Source organism: Delftia sp. ZNC0008 (assembly GCF_000799035.1).
Lineage (GTDB): Bacteria > Pseudomonadota > Gammaproteobacteria > Burkholderiales > Burkholderiaceae_C > Comamonas > Comamonas tsuruhatensis.
The window spans coordinates 1-16779 of the sequence record NZ_JTKZ01000437.1; the positions used below are offsets into that span (position 1 = coordinate 1).

The 16779-nt window shown below is 66.1% G+C and carries 20 protein-coding genes and 1 pseudogene; 8 read left to right on the plus strand and 13 right to left on the minus strand.

Annotation, left to right across the window (positions count from 1 at the left end):
- Positions 1-282 (plus strand): annotated as a pseudogene (locus L995_RS14365) (RsmD family RNA methyltransferase); the annotation flags it as partial.
- Between the two features lie 130 nt (positions 283-412).
- On the plus strand, positions 413-913 hold the full coding sequence (gene coaD / locus L995_RS14370) for a pantetheine-phosphate adenylyltransferase (RefSeq protein WP_016449072.1): 501 nt from the start codon (positions 413-415) through the stop codon (positions 911-913).
- Positions 914-966: 53 nt separating this feature from the next.
- Here the strand turns inward: coaD and L995_RS14375 are convergent, their stop codons facing one another.
- The 5 genes from L995_RS14375 to L995_RS14395 form a co-directional block, all read right to left on the minus strand.
- A complete protein-coding gene (locus L995_RS14375; RefSeq protein WP_047217964.1) occupies positions 967-2085 on the minus strand; it encodes a zinc-binding metallopeptidase family protein in 1119 nt (372 codons plus the stop codon).
- Between the two features lie 165 nt (positions 2086-2250).
- Complete coding sequence (locus tag L995_RS14380; RefSeq protein ID WP_012203732.1) at positions 2251-2571, minus strand: BON domain-containing protein; 321 nt, start codon at positions 2569-2571, stop codon at positions 2251-2253.
- 70 nt (positions 2572-2641) lie between these two features.
- A complete protein-coding gene (locus tag L995_RS14385) occupies positions 2642-3031 on the minus strand; it encodes a hypothetical protein (protein ID WP_016449070.1) in 390 nt (129 codons plus the stop codon).
- 111 nt (positions 3032-3142) lie between these two features.
- Complete coding sequence (locus L995_RS32055; RefSeq protein WP_013803930.1) at positions 3143-3304, minus strand: DUF1328 domain-containing protein; 162 nt, start codon at positions 3302-3304, stop codon at positions 3143-3145.
- Between the two features lie 244 nt (positions 3305-3548).
- Positions 3549-4898 carry a sensor histidine kinase gene (locus L995_RS14395; RefSeq protein ID WP_016449069.1) on the minus strand — a complete coding sequence of 450 codons (1350 nt, stop codon included), beginning with the start codon at positions 4896-4898 and terminating at the stop codon, positions 3549-3551.
- A 143-nt stretch (positions 4899-5041) separates the two neighbouring features.
- Between L995_RS14395 and L995_RS14400 the strand changes: the two genes are divergently transcribed.
- Positions 5042-5674, plus strand: coding sequence for a response regulator (locus tag L995_RS14400; RefSeq protein WP_012203736.1), 633 nt, complete (start codon positions 5042-5044; stop codon positions 5672-5674).
- 89 nt (positions 5675-5763) lie between these two features.
- Here L995_RS14400 and L995_RS14405 read toward each other — a convergent pair whose 3' ends face one another.
- From L995_RS14405 to gpmA, 4 genes are all read right to left on the minus strand, one after another.
- A complete protein-coding gene (locus L995_RS14405) occupies positions 5764-6162 on the minus strand; it encodes a response regulator (protein WP_013803928.1) in 399 nt (132 codons plus the stop codon).
- A 119-nt stretch (positions 6163-6281) separates the two neighbouring features.
- Positions 6282-7034, minus strand: coding sequence for a HesA/MoeB/ThiF family protein (locus L995_RS14410; RefSeq protein ID WP_047472395.1), 753 nt, complete (start codon positions 7032-7034; stop codon positions 6282-6284).
- A gap of 71 nt (positions 7035-7105) precedes the next feature.
- A complete protein-coding gene (locus L995_RS14415) occupies positions 7106-8542 on the minus strand; it encodes a S41 family peptidase (protein WP_016449067.1) in 1437 nt (478 codons plus the stop codon).
- Positions 8543-8663: 121 nt separating this feature from the next.
- Positions 8664-9407: a 2,3-diphosphoglycerate-dependent phosphoglycerate mutase gene (gpmA, locus tag L995_RS14420; protein ID WP_016449066.1), complete on the minus strand. Its 744-nt coding sequence runs from the start codon at positions 9405-9407 to the stop codon at positions 8664-8666.
- A 98-nt stretch (positions 9408-9505) separates the two neighbouring features.
- On the opposite strand from gpmA, the gene L995_RS14425 reads away from it, so the two are divergent.
- The 4 genes from L995_RS14425 to L995_RS14440 all read left to right on the plus strand — a co-directional run bounded on the left by L995_RS14425 (position 9506) and on the right by L995_RS14440 (position 11975).
- Positions 9506-9913: a rhodanese-like domain-containing protein gene (locus L995_RS14425; RefSeq protein ID WP_016449065.1), complete on the plus strand. Its 408-nt coding sequence runs from the start codon at positions 9506-9508 to the stop codon at positions 9911-9913.
- 88 nt (positions 9914-10001) lie between these two features.
- The gene (gene grxC / locus L995_RS14430; RefSeq protein WP_016449064.1) at positions 10002-10259 is read left to right on the plus strand and encodes a glutaredoxin 3; all 258 of its coding nucleotides are present in this window, start codon (positions 10002-10004) and stop codon (positions 10257-10259) included.
- A 129-nt stretch (positions 10260-10388) separates the two neighbouring features.
- Positions 10389-10844 carry a protein-export chaperone SecB gene (secB, locus tag L995_RS14435; protein ID WP_013803924.1) on the plus strand — a complete coding sequence of 152 codons (456 nt, stop codon included), beginning with the start codon at positions 10389-10391 and terminating at the stop codon, positions 10842-10844.
- Positions 10845-10964: 120 nt separating this feature from the next.
- Positions 10965-11975 (plus strand): NAD(P)H-dependent glycerol-3-phosphate dehydrogenase, encoded by a 1011-nt coding sequence (locus tag L995_RS14440; RefSeq protein WP_016454153.1) that lies wholly within the window; start codon positions 10965-10967, stop codon positions 11973-11975.
- Between the two features lie 178 nt (positions 11976-12153).
- Here the strand turns inward: L995_RS14440 and lysA are convergent, their stop codons facing one another.
- Positions 12154-13407, minus strand: coding sequence for a diaminopimelate decarboxylase (gene lysA / locus L995_RS14445; protein ID WP_047472396.1), 1254 nt, complete (start codon positions 13405-13407; stop codon positions 12154-12156).
- Positions 13408-13509: 102 nt separating this feature from the next.
- Here lysA and L995_RS14450 point away from each other — a divergent pair, with 102 nt between their 5' ends.
- Positions 13510-14439: a LysR family transcriptional regulator gene (locus tag L995_RS14450; protein ID WP_047472397.1), complete on the plus strand. Its 930-nt coding sequence runs from the start codon at positions 13510-13512 to the stop codon at positions 14437-14439.
- 16 nt (positions 14440-14455) lie between these two features.
- Here the strand turns inward: L995_RS14450 and L995_RS14455 are convergent, their stop codons facing one another.
- From L995_RS14455 to panB, 3 genes are all read right to left on the minus strand, one after another.
- Positions 14456-14668, minus strand: a complete 213-nt coding sequence (locus L995_RS14455; protein WP_017404237.1) for a DUF3079 domain-containing protein — start codon at positions 14666-14668, stop codon at positions 14456-14458.
- A gap of 45 nt (positions 14669-14713) precedes the next feature.
- Positions 14714-15565 carry a pantoate--beta-alanine ligase gene (panC, locus tag L995_RS14460; RefSeq protein WP_016449059.1) on the minus strand — a complete coding sequence of 284 codons (852 nt, stop codon included), beginning with the start codon at positions 15563-15565 and terminating at the stop codon, positions 14714-14716.
- 66 nt (positions 15566-15631) lie between these two features.
- Positions 15632-16513 carry a 3-methyl-2-oxobutanoate hydroxymethyltransferase gene (panB, locus tag L995_RS14465; protein WP_012203749.1) on the minus strand — a complete coding sequence of 294 codons (882 nt, stop codon included), beginning with the start codon at positions 16511-16513 and terminating at the stop codon, positions 15632-15634.
- Positions 16514-16779: the final 266 nt, after the last annotated feature.

Genomic DNA, 16779 nt, shown 5'->3' on the forward strand with positions numbered 1-16779 from the left:
CCGCGTCTGCGCGGCGATGGCCTGGGCTGCCTGCGCCAGGTGGCGCCGGGCACGCTGGACCTGGTGCTGATCGATCCGCCCTTCGACCATGCCGAGCTGTTCGAGCCTGCGCTGAAGGCCGCTGCGCTGGCCGTCTCCGCCCAGGGCTATGTCTATCTGGAGGCGCCCCAGGCCTGGACCGAGGAGCAACTGGCCGAGGCTGGCGGCCTGCAGCTGTTCCGCCATCTCAAGGCGGGTGCCGTCCACGCCCATCTGCTGCGCAAGGCCGCGCAGGACGAGTAGGCTGGCGCCGCAGCCGTGTTCCAGCGCAGGAATGCGGCTGTCGCGCAGCCGACGGGCCATGCTGCAGTGCAATGCATAATGCGCCATCCGTGCCGGACCAGGGCACGCGCAGCCAAGGAAAGTGAACGCCATGAGCCACGACGTGATTGCCGTCTACCCCGGAACCTTCGATCCAATCACGCTGGGCCACGAAGACGTGGTGCGCCGTGCGACCCAGCTGTTCAGCCACGTCATCGTGGCCGTGGCGGCCGGCCACCACAAGAAGACCATGTTCAATCTCGAGGAACGCATGGAGATGGTGCGCGAGGCCGTGTCCATCTATCCCCATGTCCAGGTCGAGAGCTTTCATGGCCTGCTGCGCGACTTCGTGGTAGAGCGCGGCGGCAAGGCCATGGTGCGCGGCCTGCGCGCGGTCACCGACTTCGACTACGAGTTTCAGCTTGCCGGCATGAACCGCACGCTGATGCCCGAGGTGGAGACCGTCTTCCTCACGCCCAGCGACCGCTACCAGTTCATCAGCAGCACCTTCGTGCGCGAGATCGCCACGCTGGATGGCGAGATCGACAAGTTCGTCTCGCCCAACGTGCGCACGCGACTGCTTGAGAAGGTGCAGGCCAATCGCGCTCCTTGAGAGAGGGATGCCGGCCAGGCGCCTTGGCCCGCCCCCATGACGAGTTCACGATATCAGGCGCTCTGCGTGGCGGCACTTGCATTCACGGCCGCATGCACGAATTCCAGCTTGCGCCGCGCGCCCATTGAAAGAGCGAACGGATAGGCATCCCCGTGGCCCAGGCTGCGGTTGAGGCTGTTGGTCAGCAGCGTCAGCGGCACCCACTGGTCCAGCATGGTGCCGAAGTCCGGCCGGGCAGGGACCGCGAACGGGTCCTGCACGCACAGCGCGGCCGGCGTTCCCATGCCCGCCGCCGTGCCTGCGCCTCCTGGCAAGGTGATGCAGGTGCCATAGCTGGCCGCAGTCTCCAGCAGATCCACCATGTGCAGGTAGTGGGCCCAGCTTTCGGCCCAGTCTTCCCACGGGTGGGAGGTGGCATAGGCGCTGACGAAGTTGTCGCGCCACTGCCCATCCAGCGGGCTGCGTGCGTAGTAGTTCTGCAGGGCCTGGGCATAGTCCTGGCGCTCGTCGCCGAACAGGCGGCGGAATTCCTCGAGACGGCCCGCGCCCACCACCAGCCTGTCCCAGAAGAAGTGGCCGGACTCATGGCGCAGATGGCCCACCAGCGTCCGGTAGGGCTCGTGCAGCGCCTGGCGGCGCCGGGCACGCTCGGCATCGTCGGCCTCCACCACGTTCAGCGTGATGGTGCCGTTGGCATGGCCGGTCATCACCGGCGCCTGCCCGGGCAGGTCGGCCAGCAGTTCGAAGCGCGGCCCGTCCTCTCCAGGCCTGGGGCCCAGGCCCAGGCGGGCCAGCGTATAGAACAGCTGGCGCTTGGCCGCCTCGATCTTGGTCCAGCGCAAGGCATTGGCCGGGTCTGACAGATCGGGCAGCCAGCGTGTCTGGCGGCAGGATTCGCACAGCGCGTGGGGGTCGTCGGCGGGCAGGGCGAAGTTGCACTGGCCCACAGGTCCCCGGTGGCTGCACATCTTGTAGAGGCGGCCTGGCGGCTTGCCTGCGCCCAGGGAGGACAGGCTCTCCCACAGCGCGCTGTCCCGCGCGCCGGAAACCGGTCGCAGGCAGGCCACATGCAGTCGCTCTGGCAGGAAGGCCAGGGTGGCGCCGCAGTGCACGCATTGAACGCTGTCGAAGAAAACCGGGTGGCCGCAGGCATCGCAGTTGAAAACTCGCATGTCGGTCACTTTACGCCGTATGCCCTGGCGCCATGAAAAATGATTCCCATGTCGCCCTGGCGCTGCAAGGTCAGATTCCCCCAAGGGTGGTTTTCAACGGGGTGGCCCTGCAATGAAAAAAGGCCGGATGACACCGGCCTTTCGATGGCCCCATGGGGGCCTGCATCAGGGGCGAACCACGATGCTGTTGCGCACTTCGCGCACGTTCTTGGTGGTGCGTGCGATCTCGGCGGCGCGAGCCTTTTCCGATTCGGACTTGGCAAAGCCCGACAGCTGCACCGTGCCGTTCAGGGTCTCGACGCTGATGGAAGTGGCCGAGACGCTCTTGTCCTCTGCCATCTTGGCCTTCACGGCAGTGGTGATGCCGGCGTCATCCACATACGAACCCACGGTCTGCTGGTCGCGGGCCACGGAGCAGGCGGTGGTGCCGAGCACGGTGGCGCCGGCGACGAGAGCGAAAGCGATGGCACGGGTGTACTTTTGCATGGTCAGTTCTTTCTTGGACAAGAAATTGAGGGAAACTGTAGTCGAGGGAACTCGGGGGCTGGGCTGCAGCTCACTTGCGCGAGCGGGAACTCATGAAGAACGCGGTGGCCAGGGCTGCGCCCGTGGCTGCTGCCAGCAGCATGGAGCGGCCAGGCTGCTCGATGACGTAGCGCGTAGTGGCTTCCGTGGCAGATTGCAGCTGGCGGCGGGCGCGGTCGGAGCTGTCGGCGCAGAAGTTGATTCCGCGCGTGGCCAGTTCCTGGGCACGTGCCGCGAGGTCGTCGATGACGGGATTCAGTTCACGCTCGATGGACTTCACGCCTTCCTCGGCCTTGTCCAGAGCATTTGCTGCAGTGCGGCGCGTGGTGTTGACGGCTTCCTTGGCAGTGTCTGCTACGTCCTGGGCAACGTCCTTGGCGGTATCGGCGGCTTTGTTCACGGCTTTCTCGGCTTGGCTCATTGGTTCTATCTCCTCAAAACTTGCATGAATGGGAAAGGCGGTCGGGCTGCCGGGCTGGCTGCCCGCCGGAGGCGGGCTTGGGCTGGCAGGTGGCTGAAGGCGGCGCCGCCGCTACTTCTTGATCAGGCTCATCACAAAGGTGACTACAGCCATGATCACGAAAATATAGAACAGGATCTTGGCGATGCCTACAGCACCTGCCGCAATTCCGCCAAAGCCGAAGATGGCGGCGACGAGAGCGATCACGAAAAACACGATGGCGTAGTGCAGCATGTAGAACTCCTTGGTTGTTCGTTGCCAAGAAACGGCATCTGGCTGTCAGGAGCCGAGTGCTGTTCCCATGCGATTGACTGTACCGAGCCGCCCGAGGCCGGATTGACGGTGCCCGGCGTGGCATGGCGTCAGGGTTAGGCAGGGGGTGGGTGTAGGAAAAGCGCCGGCCCGCAGTGCCCATCAAGAAAAACCCCTGCCAGGGCGGTGCCGGGCAGGGGTTGTGCGTGCAGGCAAGGCGTCGTGGTCAGGCGGATGCCGGGCTCAGCGGAATGACGGCGGAGATGGCCGTGCCCTTGCCCAGCTCGGAGGAGACGGTCAGCCGCCCGCCTGCCGCCTCCACGCGATGGCGCATGCCGGCCAGCCCGTGGGAGTTGGGGCGCATGGCCGAGGTCTCGAAGCCCTCGCCATCGTCCTGGATCTGCACCGTCACATAGGTCGGGTAGTTGTGCACGGAGACCAGTACGTGGCTGGCCTTGGCGTATTTGCCGATATTGGTCAGCGACTCCTGCACGATGCGGTAGACCGTGAGCTGGGTCGATTCCGGCAGCTCCACCTGCTCCAGGTTCGCTGTGACCTCGATGCCGCTGCGTTCGCCGAATTCGCGTGCCAGGATTTCCAGCGCCGTGGTCAAGCCCAGGTTGGACAGTGACGAAGGACGCAGGTCCTCGATGATGCGGCGCTTGAGGGCAATGCCGCTGTTGAGCGTCTCCACCAGATGGCTGACGCGCTCTCCCACGTCGGGGGCGCTGAGGTCGATCTTGGATTTGAGCCGGGCCACATCGAGCTTGGCCGCCGTCAGCAGCGAGCCCAGTTCATCGTGCAGCTCGCGCGCCAGGTGGCCGCGCTCATCCTCGCGCACCTGCTGCAAGTGGTTGGCCAGCTCCGTCAGCGTGGCCGTGCGTTCGCGCACCAGGGCTTCAAGGCGGTTGCGCTCGTCACGCTGGATTTCCTGCTCGCGCTGATGGGCCTGCTGCAGCGCGTGGGCCTGGCGCAGGTACATGAAAAAGCCCAGCACGCCCAGCGCGGTCACCGTGGCAATGCCTATGCGCGACAGCGACAGCGTGTGCTCGATATCCTGCAGGTTCTTGGCCGAGCGCTCGTCTATGCCTGACAGCAGCTTGCCTGTGTAGTCCCGGATGGCATCCATGTTCTCCATGCCCACGTCCGTGAACATGACGAAGCGCCAGGCTTCCTCGTTGCCCTGGCGGTACAGGCGCAGGCTCAACTCCATCTCGCTCATCTTGCGCTCGACCTGGCGGGCCAGCGGCGTGAAGATGGCCAGTTCCTGGGGGTCGTAGATGAAGATCTGGCGCAACTCGTCCATGTTGTAGTTGATGGCCGTGATCGCCTTGCTGTAGGGCTCCAGGTAGCGTTCCTCCCCCGTGAGCAGGTAGCCGCGCAGGCCGGTCTCGGCATCGAGCATCAACCGCAGCAGTTGGCTGATTTCCGAGCGGGTCGCCTGGGTCTGGGTCATGGCCTCCAGCGCCTTGGTCGAGCGCTTGTAGCTGGCCTCGTTAATGCTGACAAGCAGCACGGCCGCAACGATGGCAAATGCCAGGCTGATCGCAATTCTTCGGAAATTTATCCAACGCATAAGCATCCTCTCACCTACAAGATCTTCGCCGATATTCTGCATAATTCGTGTTATCGGCAGCCGGAGCAGTTCCTGCCCCGGCCGTTACCATATATTGTTTGCACGACCGGCGTTCCTGCTGGTCCCCCGAAAAAGAGGTATTCATGATCAGAATCGGCATTGTGGACGACCATGCAATTGTGCGCTCGGGTCTGCGTCAGTTTCTCTCGGAACATGTGGACCTGCGTGTAGTCGGTGAGGCCGCCAATGGCCGTGAGGCCATCGACCTGGTCCGAGCCCACGAGATCGACGTGCTGCTGATGGACCTGTCCATGCCCGGGCAAAGCGGCATCGATGCGCTGGCCATGCTGCGGGCCAAGGCCCCGGACATGGGCATCCTGATCCTGAGCGGATATCCCGAGGAGCACTACGCGATCAACCTGATCCGCCAAGGCGCCAGCGGCTACCTGAACAAGGAATGCGATCCCCAGGAGATTGCCGAAGCGATCCGCACCGTGGCCCTGGGCCGCCGCTACCTGACGCCGGCCGTGGCCGACCTGCTGGCCCAGCAGCTCAACCGCAAGGATGACGCGCCAGCGCATGAACAGCTGTCCGAGCGTGAGTTCCAGGTCTTCCTCAAACTGGCGCGCGGCGAAACGGCAGGTGATATTGCGAAATCGCTCTCGCTGAGCGTGAAGACGGTCAGTACCTATCGCACGCGGCTTATGGAGAAAATGGGATTGTCATCCAACAGCGATCTCACGTATTACGCGCTGAAAAACCGGCTGATCGACTGATTTCCAGTCAATAGAAAATACGGGCTGCACGATTATCAAGTCGTGCAGCCTTTTTCTTTGATGAAGAGTAAAAATGCCGTGTTTTGGGTTCAGGCTGTTTTGAGTTGATTGAGCGATGCGGCGTCGATATTCATGCAATAGTCCATGAGTGCATCGATCTCATTGGACTTGTCGAAGACCGCATCCACGCCGAGCTGGGCGCAGCGGCTGCGGATGTCAGGGGTGGCGTAGTTGCTGAGCACCACGATCTTCTGGTGCGGCTGGCGCTCGCGGCAGGCGGTGAGCACACCCAGGCCGCTGCCCTGGCGCAGGAACAGATCGACGATGGCCAGATCCCATGCGTCGGGGTTCTGCTGAAGCCAGTCCGTCCCCGCGCTTTCCGTCTCGGCGATGCCCACGGCCTCGACATCGGCGAGTTCCTCGAGCGTGGCGATCAGGTTCTCGCGGATCGTAGGGTTGTCTTCAACAAGATAGGTGCGCAATTTCACGGCTGTATCCAATAGGGACGCGGATGGCAATCGGAGTCCGGCGGAACCCGGCCTTCATTGTCCTGCGCGACAGCGGGCGATTGTGCCAGTGGGGGATCGGCCTGGAAGTCAGCCGATTCCTACGCCTTGTTGCCGCAAACGGGACAGTCCGGCACACGGGTGGTTTGCATGCTACTCCAATCGAGGCTGCGGCTGTCGAACATGGTCAGGCGGTTTGTTGCAGGCGTGCCAAAACCCGCGATCAGCTTGAGGGCTTCGGCCGCCTGCAGCGTGCCCATGACGCCGACCACGGGGGCGAAGACGCCCATGGTCGAGCACTGCACTTCCTCGAACTGCGCCTCCGGCGGGAATACGCAGGCATAGCAGGCGCAGTTCTCGTCGCGTGGGTCCATCACCATGAGCTGGCCATCCAGGCGGATGGCCGCCCCCGCCACCAGGGGCACCTTGTGTCGCACGCAGGCTGCGTTGATCATGTGGCGCGTGCGGTAGTTGTCCGTGCAGTCCAGCACCACCGTGGCTTGGGGCACGAGCTCGTCGAGCAGGGCATCGTCTGCGCGCTGCTGGCGGCAATCAATGCGGATGCCGGGGTTGATGGCATGCACGGCCGTGCGTATGGATTGCACCTTGGGCTGGCCCACGCGATCGGTGGTGTGGGCAATCTGGCGCTGCAGGTTGGTCATTTCCACGGCATCGTCGTCCACCAGGGTGATGCGGCCGATGCCGGCCGAGCCCAGGTACAGCGAGGCAGGCGCGCCCAGGCCGCCTGCGCCGATGATGAGCACATGCGCTGCCAGGATGCGCTCCTGGCCTTCGATGCCGATCTCGTCCAGCAGGATGTGGCGCGAGTAGCGCAGCAGTTGATCGTCGTTCATTCGCGTCTCCAGACGTGAAAAAGCCGGGCGCGGGCCCGGCTTGGTGGGAGCGCGGACACGGTCCGCGCTCTTCAGTTTTCCTTCTTTTCGGGCTCGCGCTCGGTCAGGGTCTTGCTGACCATGACGGGCTGGCCCTTGAGGCGGTTGAGCGCCTGCTGCAGCTGGAAGTCCTTTTCGGTGCCGAATTCGGGCAGGCGGCGCTCGGCCAGGGGCTTCTTGGCCTCTTCCTCCAGGCGCTTGCGGGCTTCCTCGCGGGCCTTCTCGCGCACTTCGTCCTTGACTTCGGCGCCCTGTCCGCTGGACAGGTGCTTTTCCAGGTCGGCCTCGCGCATGCGCAGGGCAGCGAACAGATCGCCTTCAGGGGTCTCGTCCACCATCACGTCAGGAACGATGCCCTTGGCCTGGATGGATTTGCCGCTGGGCGTGTAGTAGCGGGCCGTGGTCAGCTTCAGGCCCGTGTCAGGACCCAGCGGGCGAACGGTCTGCACCGAGCCCTTGCCGAAGGTCTGGCTGCCCATGATGACCGCACGCTTGTGGTCCTGCAGGGCGCCGGCCACGATTTCGCTGGCCGAGGCCGAGCCTTCGTTGACCAGAACCACCAGCGGCAGCTTCTTGAGCGAGGCGGGCAGGCGCTGCAGCGGGTCTCCCATGCCGCGGCGGGCATAGAAGCTGGGCGAGGCCTTGTAGGTTTCCTTGCTCTCGGCCAGCTGGCCGTTGGTGGACACCACGGTCACATCGGGCGGCAGGAAGGCTGCCGAGATGGCGACGGCCGCGTCCAGCAGGCCGCCCGGGTCGTTGCGCAGGTCCAGAACCAGGCCCTTCATGTTGGGTTCCTGCTTGTACAGCTCTTCGACCTTGCGCACGAAGTCGTCCACCGTGCGTTCCTGGAACTGGCTCAGACGGATCCAGCCGTAGCCGGGCTCGATGACCTTGCCCTTGACGGATTGCGTCTTGATTTCCTCACGCGTGATGGTCACGGGGAAGCTGCGGCTTTCATCCTTGCGCAGGATGGTCAGCTGCACCTTGGTGTTGGGCTCGCCGCGCATGCGCTTGACGGCGTCGTTGAGCGACAGCCCCTTGACGGCCGTGTCGTCGATCTTGGTGATCAGGTCGCCGGTCTTCAGGCCCGCGCGGAAGGCGGGGGAGCCTTCGATGGGCGAGACAACCTTGATCAGGCCGTCTTCCTGCGTGATCTCGATGCCTACGCCGACGAAACGGCCCGAGGTGCCCTCGCGGAATTCCTTGTAGGACTTCTTGTCGAAGTACTGCGAATGCGGATCGAGGCTGGACACCATGCCGGAGATGGCATCGGTGATCAGCTTCTTGTCATCGACCGACTCGACATAATCGGTCTTGATCAGGCCGAAGACGGCGGACAGCTGCTGGATTTCCTCCAGCGGCAGCGGGGTCATGGCACCGCGGGCCACGGTCTGCAAGGAAACCGTGGTCAGTGCTCCGGCGATTACGCCTACGGAAACCCAGCCGGCAATTTTGATTTTCTGGCCCATATCACCCCTTTAACCGCGTCAATATACACCCGCTTGGAAAGGCAAGCGCCCGCGTGGTTCCCTAAAAACGGCGCAGCAAGCGCAATTTCCGTAGCAGGCGCTCACCTCAGGCGGGTCAGGCTCAAGCCTTGCCCTGTGCAGCCACGGCGGCTGCCGCCTTGGCGGCAGCCTCGGCATCGCCTAGGTAGTAGTGGCGAATGGGCTTGAGATCGGCATCCAGCTCATAGACGAGCGGAATGCCGTTGGGCACGTTGACGCCGACGATGGCGTCATCCGAGATGCCGTCCAGGTACTTGATCAGCGCGCGGATGGAGTTGCCATGCGCGGCAACCACGACGCGCTTGCCGGACAGGATGGCGGGCGCGATGGACTCGTTCCAGAACGGCAGCACGCGGGCGACCGTGTCCTTCAGGCATTCGGTCAGCGGCACCTGGCTGGGGTCCAGCTGGGCATAGCGTACGTCGCTGCGCTCGCTGCGCGGGTCCTGGGGCTCCAGGGCCGGCGGGGGCGTGTCGTAGCTGCGGCGCCAGACCAGCACCTGGGCGTCGCCGTACTGCTTGGCCATGTCGGCCTTGTTCAGGCCCTGCAGGCCGCCGTAGTGGCGCTCGTTCAGGCGCCAGCTGTGCTGCACGGGCAGCCAGGTGCGGTCCATTTCGTCCAGCGTGTGCCACAGCGTGCGCGTGGCGCGCTTGAGCACGCTGGTGAATGCCAGGTCGAAGTCGTAGCCTTCGGCCTTGAGCAGGCGGCCGGCGTTCTTGGCCTGTTCTACGCCGGTGGCGGTCAGGTCCACATCGGTCCAGCCGGTGAAGCGGTTTTCGAGGTTCCAGGTGGATTCACCGTGGCGGATCAGCACGAGCTTGTACATGGCGGCTTTCTAAGTCTCTCGATGCGACAAAGCTGGGCTGTCGCGGGGGCAAAAGCCAGCATTCTAGAATTGACAGGTTTGCCAACCCAAGGAATGACGTGAAATTCATCATCGATAACTGGTATTTGATCCTGATCGCGCTGGCTTCCGGCGTGATGTTGCTGCTGCCCCTGGTGCGCGGCGCAGGCGGCGGCTCGCTGACGGCGGCGCAGGCCGTGCAACTGATCAACCGCCAAAAGGCCGTGGTCATCGATGTCTCCGAGCCCGAGGAGTACGCGGCCGCCCATGCCAATGGCGCCAAGAATGTGCCGCTGGGCCAGTTCGAGGAAAAGCTGCCTGCCACCGTGAAGAACAAGGCCCTGCCGCTGGTGCTGATCTGCACCAAGGGCAACCGCGCCTCGCGTGCCGAAGGCATTGCGAAGAAGCTGGGCTACGAAAAGGCCCAGGCCCTGGCCGGTGGCCTGAAGGCTTGGCGCGATGCCGGCATGCCGGTTGAAAAGGCCTGAAGCGCCTCCAGTTGATCACGATGGAAGCCGCTGCGCCGCGTCCCCGGCGCCTGCAGCCGGCAAGCCGCCCACTCGAAGAAAGTCGCATATGCAAGCCGTGAAGATGTACACCACCGCTGTCTGCCCCTATTGCATCCGGGCCAAGCAGATCCTCAAGTCCAAGGGCGTGGAGCAGATCGAAGAGATCCGCATCGATACCGACCCTGCCGCGCGTGACGTGATGATGCAGAGCACGGGCCGCCGTACGGTGCCCCAGATCTTCATCGGCGACCACCATGTGGGCGGCTGCGACGACCTGATGGCGCTGGACGCCGACGGTGGCCTGGTGCCCATGCTGCAAAGCTGAAACACGGGCACTGCATAATGCAGGCCCAGGTGCCCGCTGCGCAACCTATTGGCAGCGGGCATTTTGTTGGTGATTTTTTTGATGCCCTGGCCGCCGTGCCAGGGTTTTTTGCCCAGAAAGACTGATTCCATGGCCGAACAGGACACTCCCGTCTTCCAGATCCAGCGCGTCTACCTCAAGGACCTGTCGCTGGAGCAGCCCAATTCGCCCGCCATCCTGCTGGAGCAGGAGCAGCCCAGCGTGGACATCCAGCTCGGCGTCGAGGCGACTCCCGTGGCCGAAGGCATCTACGAAGTGGCCGTGACGGCCACCGTGCAGACCAAGATCCAGGACAAGACCGTGTTCCTGGTCGAGGCCAAGCAGGCCGGCATCTTCGAGATCCGCAACGTGCCCGAAGACCAGATGGGTGGCGTGATCGGCATTGCCTGCCCCCAGATCATCTATCCCTACCTGCGCGGCAACGTGGCCGACGTGGTCACACGCGCCGGCTTCCCGCCCGTGCACCTGGCCGAAATCAACTTCCAGGCCATGTACGAGCAGCAGCAGGCAGCCGCCCAGGCGGACGGCAACTCGCTGCCGCAGTAAGCCGGTCCCATCCCGGCCGATGAGATTTGCGCCCAGGCGCGTCGCATCGCTGTGGTACAAGAAAAGAGGCCCGAGGGCCTCTTTTTTTCATCAACGTCGCTTCTTCAACGTCGGGCAGATATGAACATTGTGGTGATTGGTGCAGGCGCCTGGGGCACGGCGCTGGCAATGAGCGCGGCCTCGCGCGATGACGGACGTGTCGTGACGCTGTGGGCGCGCGACGCTGCCCAGGCGCAGGCCATGCGGGACAGCGGCGAGAACGCGCGCTACCTGCCGGGCGTGGCGCTGCCTGCCGCGCTGCAGGTGGTGCATGGCGAGATCGACGGCCATCTGGCTGCGGCAGACCTGATCGTGATCGGCACGCCCATGGCGGCCTTGCGCGAATGGCTGGGCCGCCTGCGCAATGTGCGGGCGCCCGTGGTGTGGCTGTGCAAGGGCTTCGAGGCCGTGCCCGCAGGCGCGTCGGCCGCCGCCCATGGACTGATGGCGCACGAGGTCTGCGCCGAGGTGGCGCCCGATCTGCTGTGCGGCGTGCTCAGCGGCCCCAGCTTTGCGGCCGAGGTGGCGCGCCACCAGCCCACGGCCCTGGTGGCGGCCAGCCGGCATGCCGAGGTCAATGACGCCCTGGTCGCGGCCTTCCATGGCGATGCCATGCGCGTCTACGCCAACGCCGACATCGTGGGCGTGGAAGTGGGCGGCGCCGTGAAGAACGTGCTGGCCATTGCCACCGGCCTGTGCGACGGCCTGCAGCTGGGCCTGAACGCCCGCGCCGCGCTGATCACGCGCGGCCTGGCCGAGATGACGCGACTGGGCCTGGCCCTGGGCGCACGGGTGGAGACCTTCATGGGCCTGTCCGGCCTGGGCGATCTGGTGCTGACGGCCACGGGCGATCTGTCGCGCAATCGCAAGGTGGGCCTGCTGCTGGCCCAGGGCCGCACGCTGGAACAGGCCGTGGCCTCGCTGGGCCATGTGGCCGAGGGCGTGTACAGCGCACGCACCGTGCTGGCGCGCGCGCGGCTGTTGAATGTGGAGATGCCGATCACCGAAACCGTGGTCGAGCTGCTGGACGGCCGGCTGCAGGCGGCCGAAGCCGTGCAGCACCTGATGGCGCGCGATCCACGCGGCGAGTGATTCTTCGGTGTCCATGAAAAATGGCCCGCACGCTCCCCTTGCTGCGCAAGGTCCACTGCCCCCCGAGGGGGCCGCTTTTCATCTTGGGGCGGCCCGGCGATGAAAAAGCCCCGGAGCTGGAAGGCCCCGGGGCTTTTTTGCGTCAGAAATCCTGGCGCCTGGCGCGCTACATGCCCAGTTACAGGCCCAGCTCCAGACCCAGCAGTTCCTCCACCGTCTGGCGGCGGCGGATGAGGCGGGTGCTGTCGCCATCGACCAGCACTTCGGCGGCCAGCGGGCGCGTGTTGTAGTTGCTGGACATGGAGCTGCCATAGGCGCCCGTGTCATGGATGACCAGCAGGTCGCCCACCGAGGCGCCTGCCAGCGCGCGCGGCAGCACCACGCCGCCGTCGCCCTGGGTGAACACGTCGCCCGATTCGCACAGCGGGCCGGCGACCACGGCATCGCGCAGGGGCATGGCCTGGCCGTCGCGGCGCAGCACTTCCATGCCGTGCCAGCTGCCGTACATGGAGGGGCGCATCAGTTCGTTGAAGCCCGTATCGACCAGCACGAAATGGTTGCTGCCCGCGTTCTTGGTGGCGCGCACCTGGCCCAGCAGCACGCCCGACTCGGCCACCAGGAAGCGGCCCGGCTCGATCTCCAGGCCCAGCGCATGGCCCACGATGGCCTCGGCGTCCTTGCGTGCCGCATCCCACAGGCCGTGGTAGTGGGCGGTGTCGATGGTGGCGTCGCCATCGCGGTAGGGAATGGACAGGCCGCCGCCGGCCGAGATGGCCTGCAGGTCATGGCCTGCCTGGCGGGTGGCGCGCACCAGCTCGACCATGGCGCCGCAGACCTGCTGCAGGTGGCCGTAGTCCACGCCCGAGCCGATGTGCATGTGCAGGCCGGCCAGCTTCAGGCCGCCGTCGCGGATGGCCTGCAGCGCCGCCAGCAGGTCGCTGTGCCAGATGCCGTGCTTGCTGTGCTCGCCGCCCGTGTTGGTCTTGTTGCTGTGGCCGTGGCCGAAGCCGGGGTTGATGCGCAGCCACACGGGATGGCCGGGCGAGGCCTGGGCCAGCTGGTGCAGCATGTCGATGGAGCCGGCGTTCACGGGCACCTTGTGCTCGGCCACGCAGGCCAGCGTGGCCTCGTCCATCACGTCGGCGGTGAACACGATGTCGCTGTGCAGGTCGTCGCCATGGCCGGCCGCGTAGCCGGCGGCCAGCGCGCGCAGGATTTCGCCGCGCGAGACGGCGTCCACCTTCACGCCCTGCTCGCGCATCAGCCGCAGGATGTGGATGTTGGAGCAGGCCTTCTGCGCAAAGCGGATGGTGTCGAAGGCCTTGAGCTGGGCGATGCGCGCGCGGATGGTGGCGGCGTCATAGACCCACAGCGGCGTGCCGTGCTGGTCGGCCAGGGCCCAGAGCTGGGCGGACGAGAAGGGATTGGACATGGTGTCTCTTTCAGGGGAACTGCCGCGCATGATGGCGGATGGAGGGCATTCAGTCCAATGCTTGTTCTTATGGTGTCTATTTGATTTGGATATGCTCTTGCCATGCAAGACCCCGAGCTGCCGCACACGTCCCCCGAGCCCCGCATCTCCCATCGCCACCTGGAGGTGTTTCGCGCGCTCATGCTCAGCGGCAGCGCCACGGCGGCGGCGCAGATGCTGTACAGCTCCCAGCCCACCGTCAGCCGCGAACTGGCGCGCCTGGAAAGCCTGCTGGGCTATGCGCTGTTCGAGCGCGCCCAAGGCCGGCTGCGGCCCACGGCACGCGCCCTGTCGCTGTGGGCCGAGGTGCAGCGCAGCTGGCAGGGGCTGGACCGGGTGGTGGAACATGCGCTGGCCCTGGGCCGGCCGCACCAGGCGCGCATCAACGTGCTGTGCCTGCCCGCCCTCAGCCATGCGCTGCTGCCAGCAGCGCTGGCGCGCCTGCATGCGGAGCACGGCCCCGTGGCCGTCAGCGTGGCCACGCAGGAGGCGCCGCTGCTGCAGGAGTGGATGGCCGCCCAGCGCTACGACCTGGGCCTGGCCGAGCTGGCCGAGGCGCCTCCGGGCACGCGCGCCCTTGCGCTGCCCGCCATGGACGAGGTGGCCGTGCTGCCCGCAGGCCATGCGCTGGCCGTAAGGCCGGTGCTGGAGGTGGCTGACTTTGCCGGGGAAAGCTTTGTCAGCCTGGCGCGCGACGATCCCTATCGCCAGCAGATCGATGCCGTGTTCGAGCAGGCCGGCGTGCAGCGCCAGCTGCACCTGGAGACCCACAGCGCTGTGGCGGTCTGTGCCATGGTCCAGCATGGCCTGGGCGTGGCCATCGTCAATCCGCTGACGGCGCGAGTCTGCGCCGGGCCGCAGCTGGTGGTGCGGCCGCTGGCGTTTTCCATTCCCTTCCAGGTCCATGCGCTGCTGCCGCTGCACCGGCCGGCCGTGGCCGAGGTGCAGTGGCTGGTGGACGCGCTCGCCGCCGAGGTGGCCGCGGTCGCTTGAAGTGGGGTGGGCGACTTCAGCGCGCCGCGTCCTTCAGGCTGGCTGCGTTGTCTGCCGCCGGCTCGGGCGGCAGGCCCCACTCCATCCAGTCGTCGCCAAAGACCTCCACCGGGTGCTGTGTGCGGTCCGATCCGTTGCCGCAGGCCAGCTCGTCGCGGGCGCAGTAGCGGTCGCAACCCCAGCAGGTGCGCTCGGGATGGGCGGGGTGGATGGGGAATTTCCTGGCCATGGCATCCAGCTTGGACCGCCATGGCCGCAGGCGCCTTGCGCTGGATCAGAACTCCAGGTTGTCGATCAGGCGCGTCTTGCCCAGGCGCGCGGCGCCCAGGGCCACCAGTGGTGCACCGGCCAGTTGCGCGCCCTCGGCCGGCGGCTGCAGGTCACGGCGCAGGCGCACGGTCAGGTAATCGGGCTCCCAGCCCTGTGCGGCCAGGGACTGCATGGCCCATGCCTCCAGTTCGGCCAGCGGCGCCTGGCCTGCGCGCGTGGCGTCGGCCAGTTGCTTGAGTGCCTGCGACAGCGCCATGGCCTGCTGGCGTTCATCGGGGCTCAGGTAGCCGTTGCGCGAACTCAGCGCCAGGCCGTCGTCGGCGCGCGCCGTGTCGCCGGCCACGATGTTCACGGGCAGGGCGAACTGCTCGACCATGCGGCGGATCACCAGCAGCTGCTGGTAGTCCTTCTTGCCGAACACGGCCGTGCCGCCGCCGCTGGCGAAGAACACGGCCGAGAACAGCTTCATCACCACGGTGCACACGCCCGTGAAGAAGCCGGGGCGGAAATGGCCTTCGAGGATGTCGGCCAGCTGCGCGTCGGGCTGGATCTTGAAGGTCTGCGGCTCGGGGTAGAGATCGGCTTCGCGCGGGGCGAACAGCAGGTCGCAGCCTTCGCTCTCCAGCTTGGCGCAGTCCTGCGCCCAGGTGCGCGGATAGCTGTCGAAATCCTCGTGCGGCAGGAACTGCAGGCGGTTCACGAAGATGCTGGCCACGACGATGTCGCCGTGCTGGCGCGCGGCGCGCACCAGGGACAGGTGGCCATCGTGCAGGTTGCCCATGGTGGGCACGAAGGCAGGGCGGCCCTTGCTGGCCAGGATGGCGCGCAGGTCGGCGATGGAGTGGACGATTTGCATGGGAAAGCGGGGAAGCGGGGGAACGGGAAGCGGGAAGCGGAAAAACGGACCGTGCAGCCTGCCGGACTACCAGGCGTGCTTGCTGTCGTCGGGGAAGCTGCCGTTCTTCACGGCATGCACATAGGCCTCGAAGGCGCCCTTGACGCTGCCCGCATCGGCCATGAAGTTGTGCACGAAGCGGGCCATCTTGCCCAGGTTCACGCCCAGCATGTCGTGCAGCACCAGGACCTGTCCGGCCGTGCCGCTGCCCGCGCCGATGCCGATGGTGTGGCAGTGCGGCAGCTCGGCCGTGAGTTCGCGCGACAGCTGTGCCGGCACCATCTCCAGCACCAGCATGGAGGCGCCTGCATCCTGCAGTTCCAGCGCATGGCGGCGCAGCGTGGCCGCGCCCTCGTCGCTCTTGCCCTGGACGCGGTAGCCGCCCAGCGCATGCACGGTCTGCGGCGTCAGGCCCAGGTGGGCGCAGACGGGCACGCCGCGCTCGACCAGGAACTGCACGGTGGGCGCGGTCCAGCCGCCGCCTTCGAGCTTGACCATGTGGGCGCCGGCCTGCATCAGCTCGCAGGCGCTGCGCATGGCCTGCTCGCGGCTTTCGGCATAGCTGCCATAGGGCATGTCGGCGATCAGCCAGGCCGTGCCCTGCACGCGGTGCAGCCCGCGCGCCACGCTGGCCGTGTGGTAGCACATGTCCTGCAGCGACACGCCCACGGTGCTGTGCAGGCCCTGGCAGACCATGCCCAGCGAATCGCCGACCAGGATGCACTCCACGCCGGCCGCATCGGCCACGGCCGCGAAGGTGGCGTCATAGGCGGTGACCATGGTGATCTTCTCGCCGGCCTCGCGCATCTGCGCCAGGCGCGGAAGGCTCACGGGGCGGCGCTGGGGCAGCGGCGAGGCGGGCGGGATGGTGCCGTAGGGCGTGCCGGCGGTGACGGGGGCTTGGGTCATGGGGCGCTCGGAGGGGGATGGAATTGCCGCGAGTCTATGCGATGCGCGCCGGGGGCACCTGTCCCTGAGCTGTCCTTTGCTGTTCCGTCACCTTTCGGGCAGGCCACGCCATCGGCGCCACAGCGGAGACAGCAGGGCCACGAGCATGGCCGTGCTGGCTGCCACGGCAGGCGCGCCCATCAGCAGGTCCAGCCAGTGCTGGGTATCCGTCCAGGGGCCTGCGCTGCCGGTGGGGTGTGGCAACAGCAGTCTGGACCACTCAGACC

Coding starts and splice junctions, on each gene's coding strand:
- L995_RS14400 (WP_012203736.1), top strand. CDS start 5,042: ATGATCAGAATCGGCATTGTGGACGACCATGCAATTGTGCGCTCGGGT.
- grxC (WP_016449064.1), top strand. CDS start 10,002: ATGCAAGCCGTGAAGATGTACACCACCGCTGTCTGCCCCTATTGCATC.
- L995_RS14410 (WP_047472395.1), bottom strand. CDS start 7,034: ATGAACGACGATCAACTGCTGCGCTACTCGCGCCACATCCTGCTGGAC.
- L995_RS14380 (WP_012203732.1), bottom strand. CDS start 2,571: ATGCAAAAGTACACCCGTGCCATCGCTTTCGCTCTCGTCGCCGGCGCC.
- gpmA (WP_016449066.1), bottom strand. CDS start 9,407: ATGTACAAGCTCGTGCTGATCCGCCACGGTGAATCCACCTGGAACCTC.
- L995_RS14450 (WP_047472397.1), top strand. CDS start 13,510: ATGCAAGACCCCGAGCTGCCGCACACGTCCCCCGAGCCCCGCATCTCC.
- coaD (WP_016449072.1), top strand. CDS start 413: ATGAGCCACGACGTGATTGCCGTCTACCCCGGAACCTTCGATCCAATC.
- panB (WP_012203749.1), bottom strand. CDS start 16,513: ATGACCCAAGCCCCCGTCACCGCCGGCACGCCCTACGGCACCATCCCG.
- L995_RS14440 (WP_016454153.1), top strand. CDS start 10,965: ATGAACATTGTGGTGATTGGTGCAGGCGCCTGGGGCACGGCGCTGGCA.
- L995_RS14385 (WP_016449070.1), bottom strand. CDS start 3,031: ATGAGCCAAGCCGAGAAAGCCGTGAACAAAGCCGCCGATACCGCCAAG.
- L995_RS14455 (WP_017404237.1), bottom strand. CDS start 14,668: ATGGCCAGGAAATTCCCCATCCACCCCGCCCATCCCGAGCGCACCTGC.
- panC (WP_016449059.1), bottom strand. CDS start 15,565: ATGCAAATCGTCCACTCCATCGCCGACCTGCGCGCCATCCTGGCCAGC.
- L995_RS14395 (WP_016449069.1), bottom strand. CDS start 4,898: ATGCGTTGGATAAATTTCCGAAGAATTGCGATCAGCCTGGCATTTGCC.
- lysA (WP_047472396.1), bottom strand. CDS start 13,407: ATGTCCAATCCCTTCTCGTCCGCCCAGCTCTGGGCCCTGGCCGACCAG.
- L995_RS14375 (WP_047217964.1), bottom strand. CDS start 2,085: ATGCGAGTTTTCAACTGCGATGCCTGCGGCCACCCGGTTTTCTTCGAC.
- L995_RS14415 (WP_016449067.1), bottom strand. CDS start 8,542: ATGGGCCAGAAAATCAAAATTGCCGGCTGGGTTTCCGTAGGCGTAATC.
- secB (WP_013803924.1), top strand. CDS start 10,389: ATGGCCGAACAGGACACTCCCGTCTTCCAGATCCAGCGCGTCTACCTC.
- L995_RS32055 (WP_013803930.1), bottom strand. CDS start 3,304: ATGCTGCACTACGCCATCGTGTTTTTCGTGATCGCTCTCGTCGCCGCC.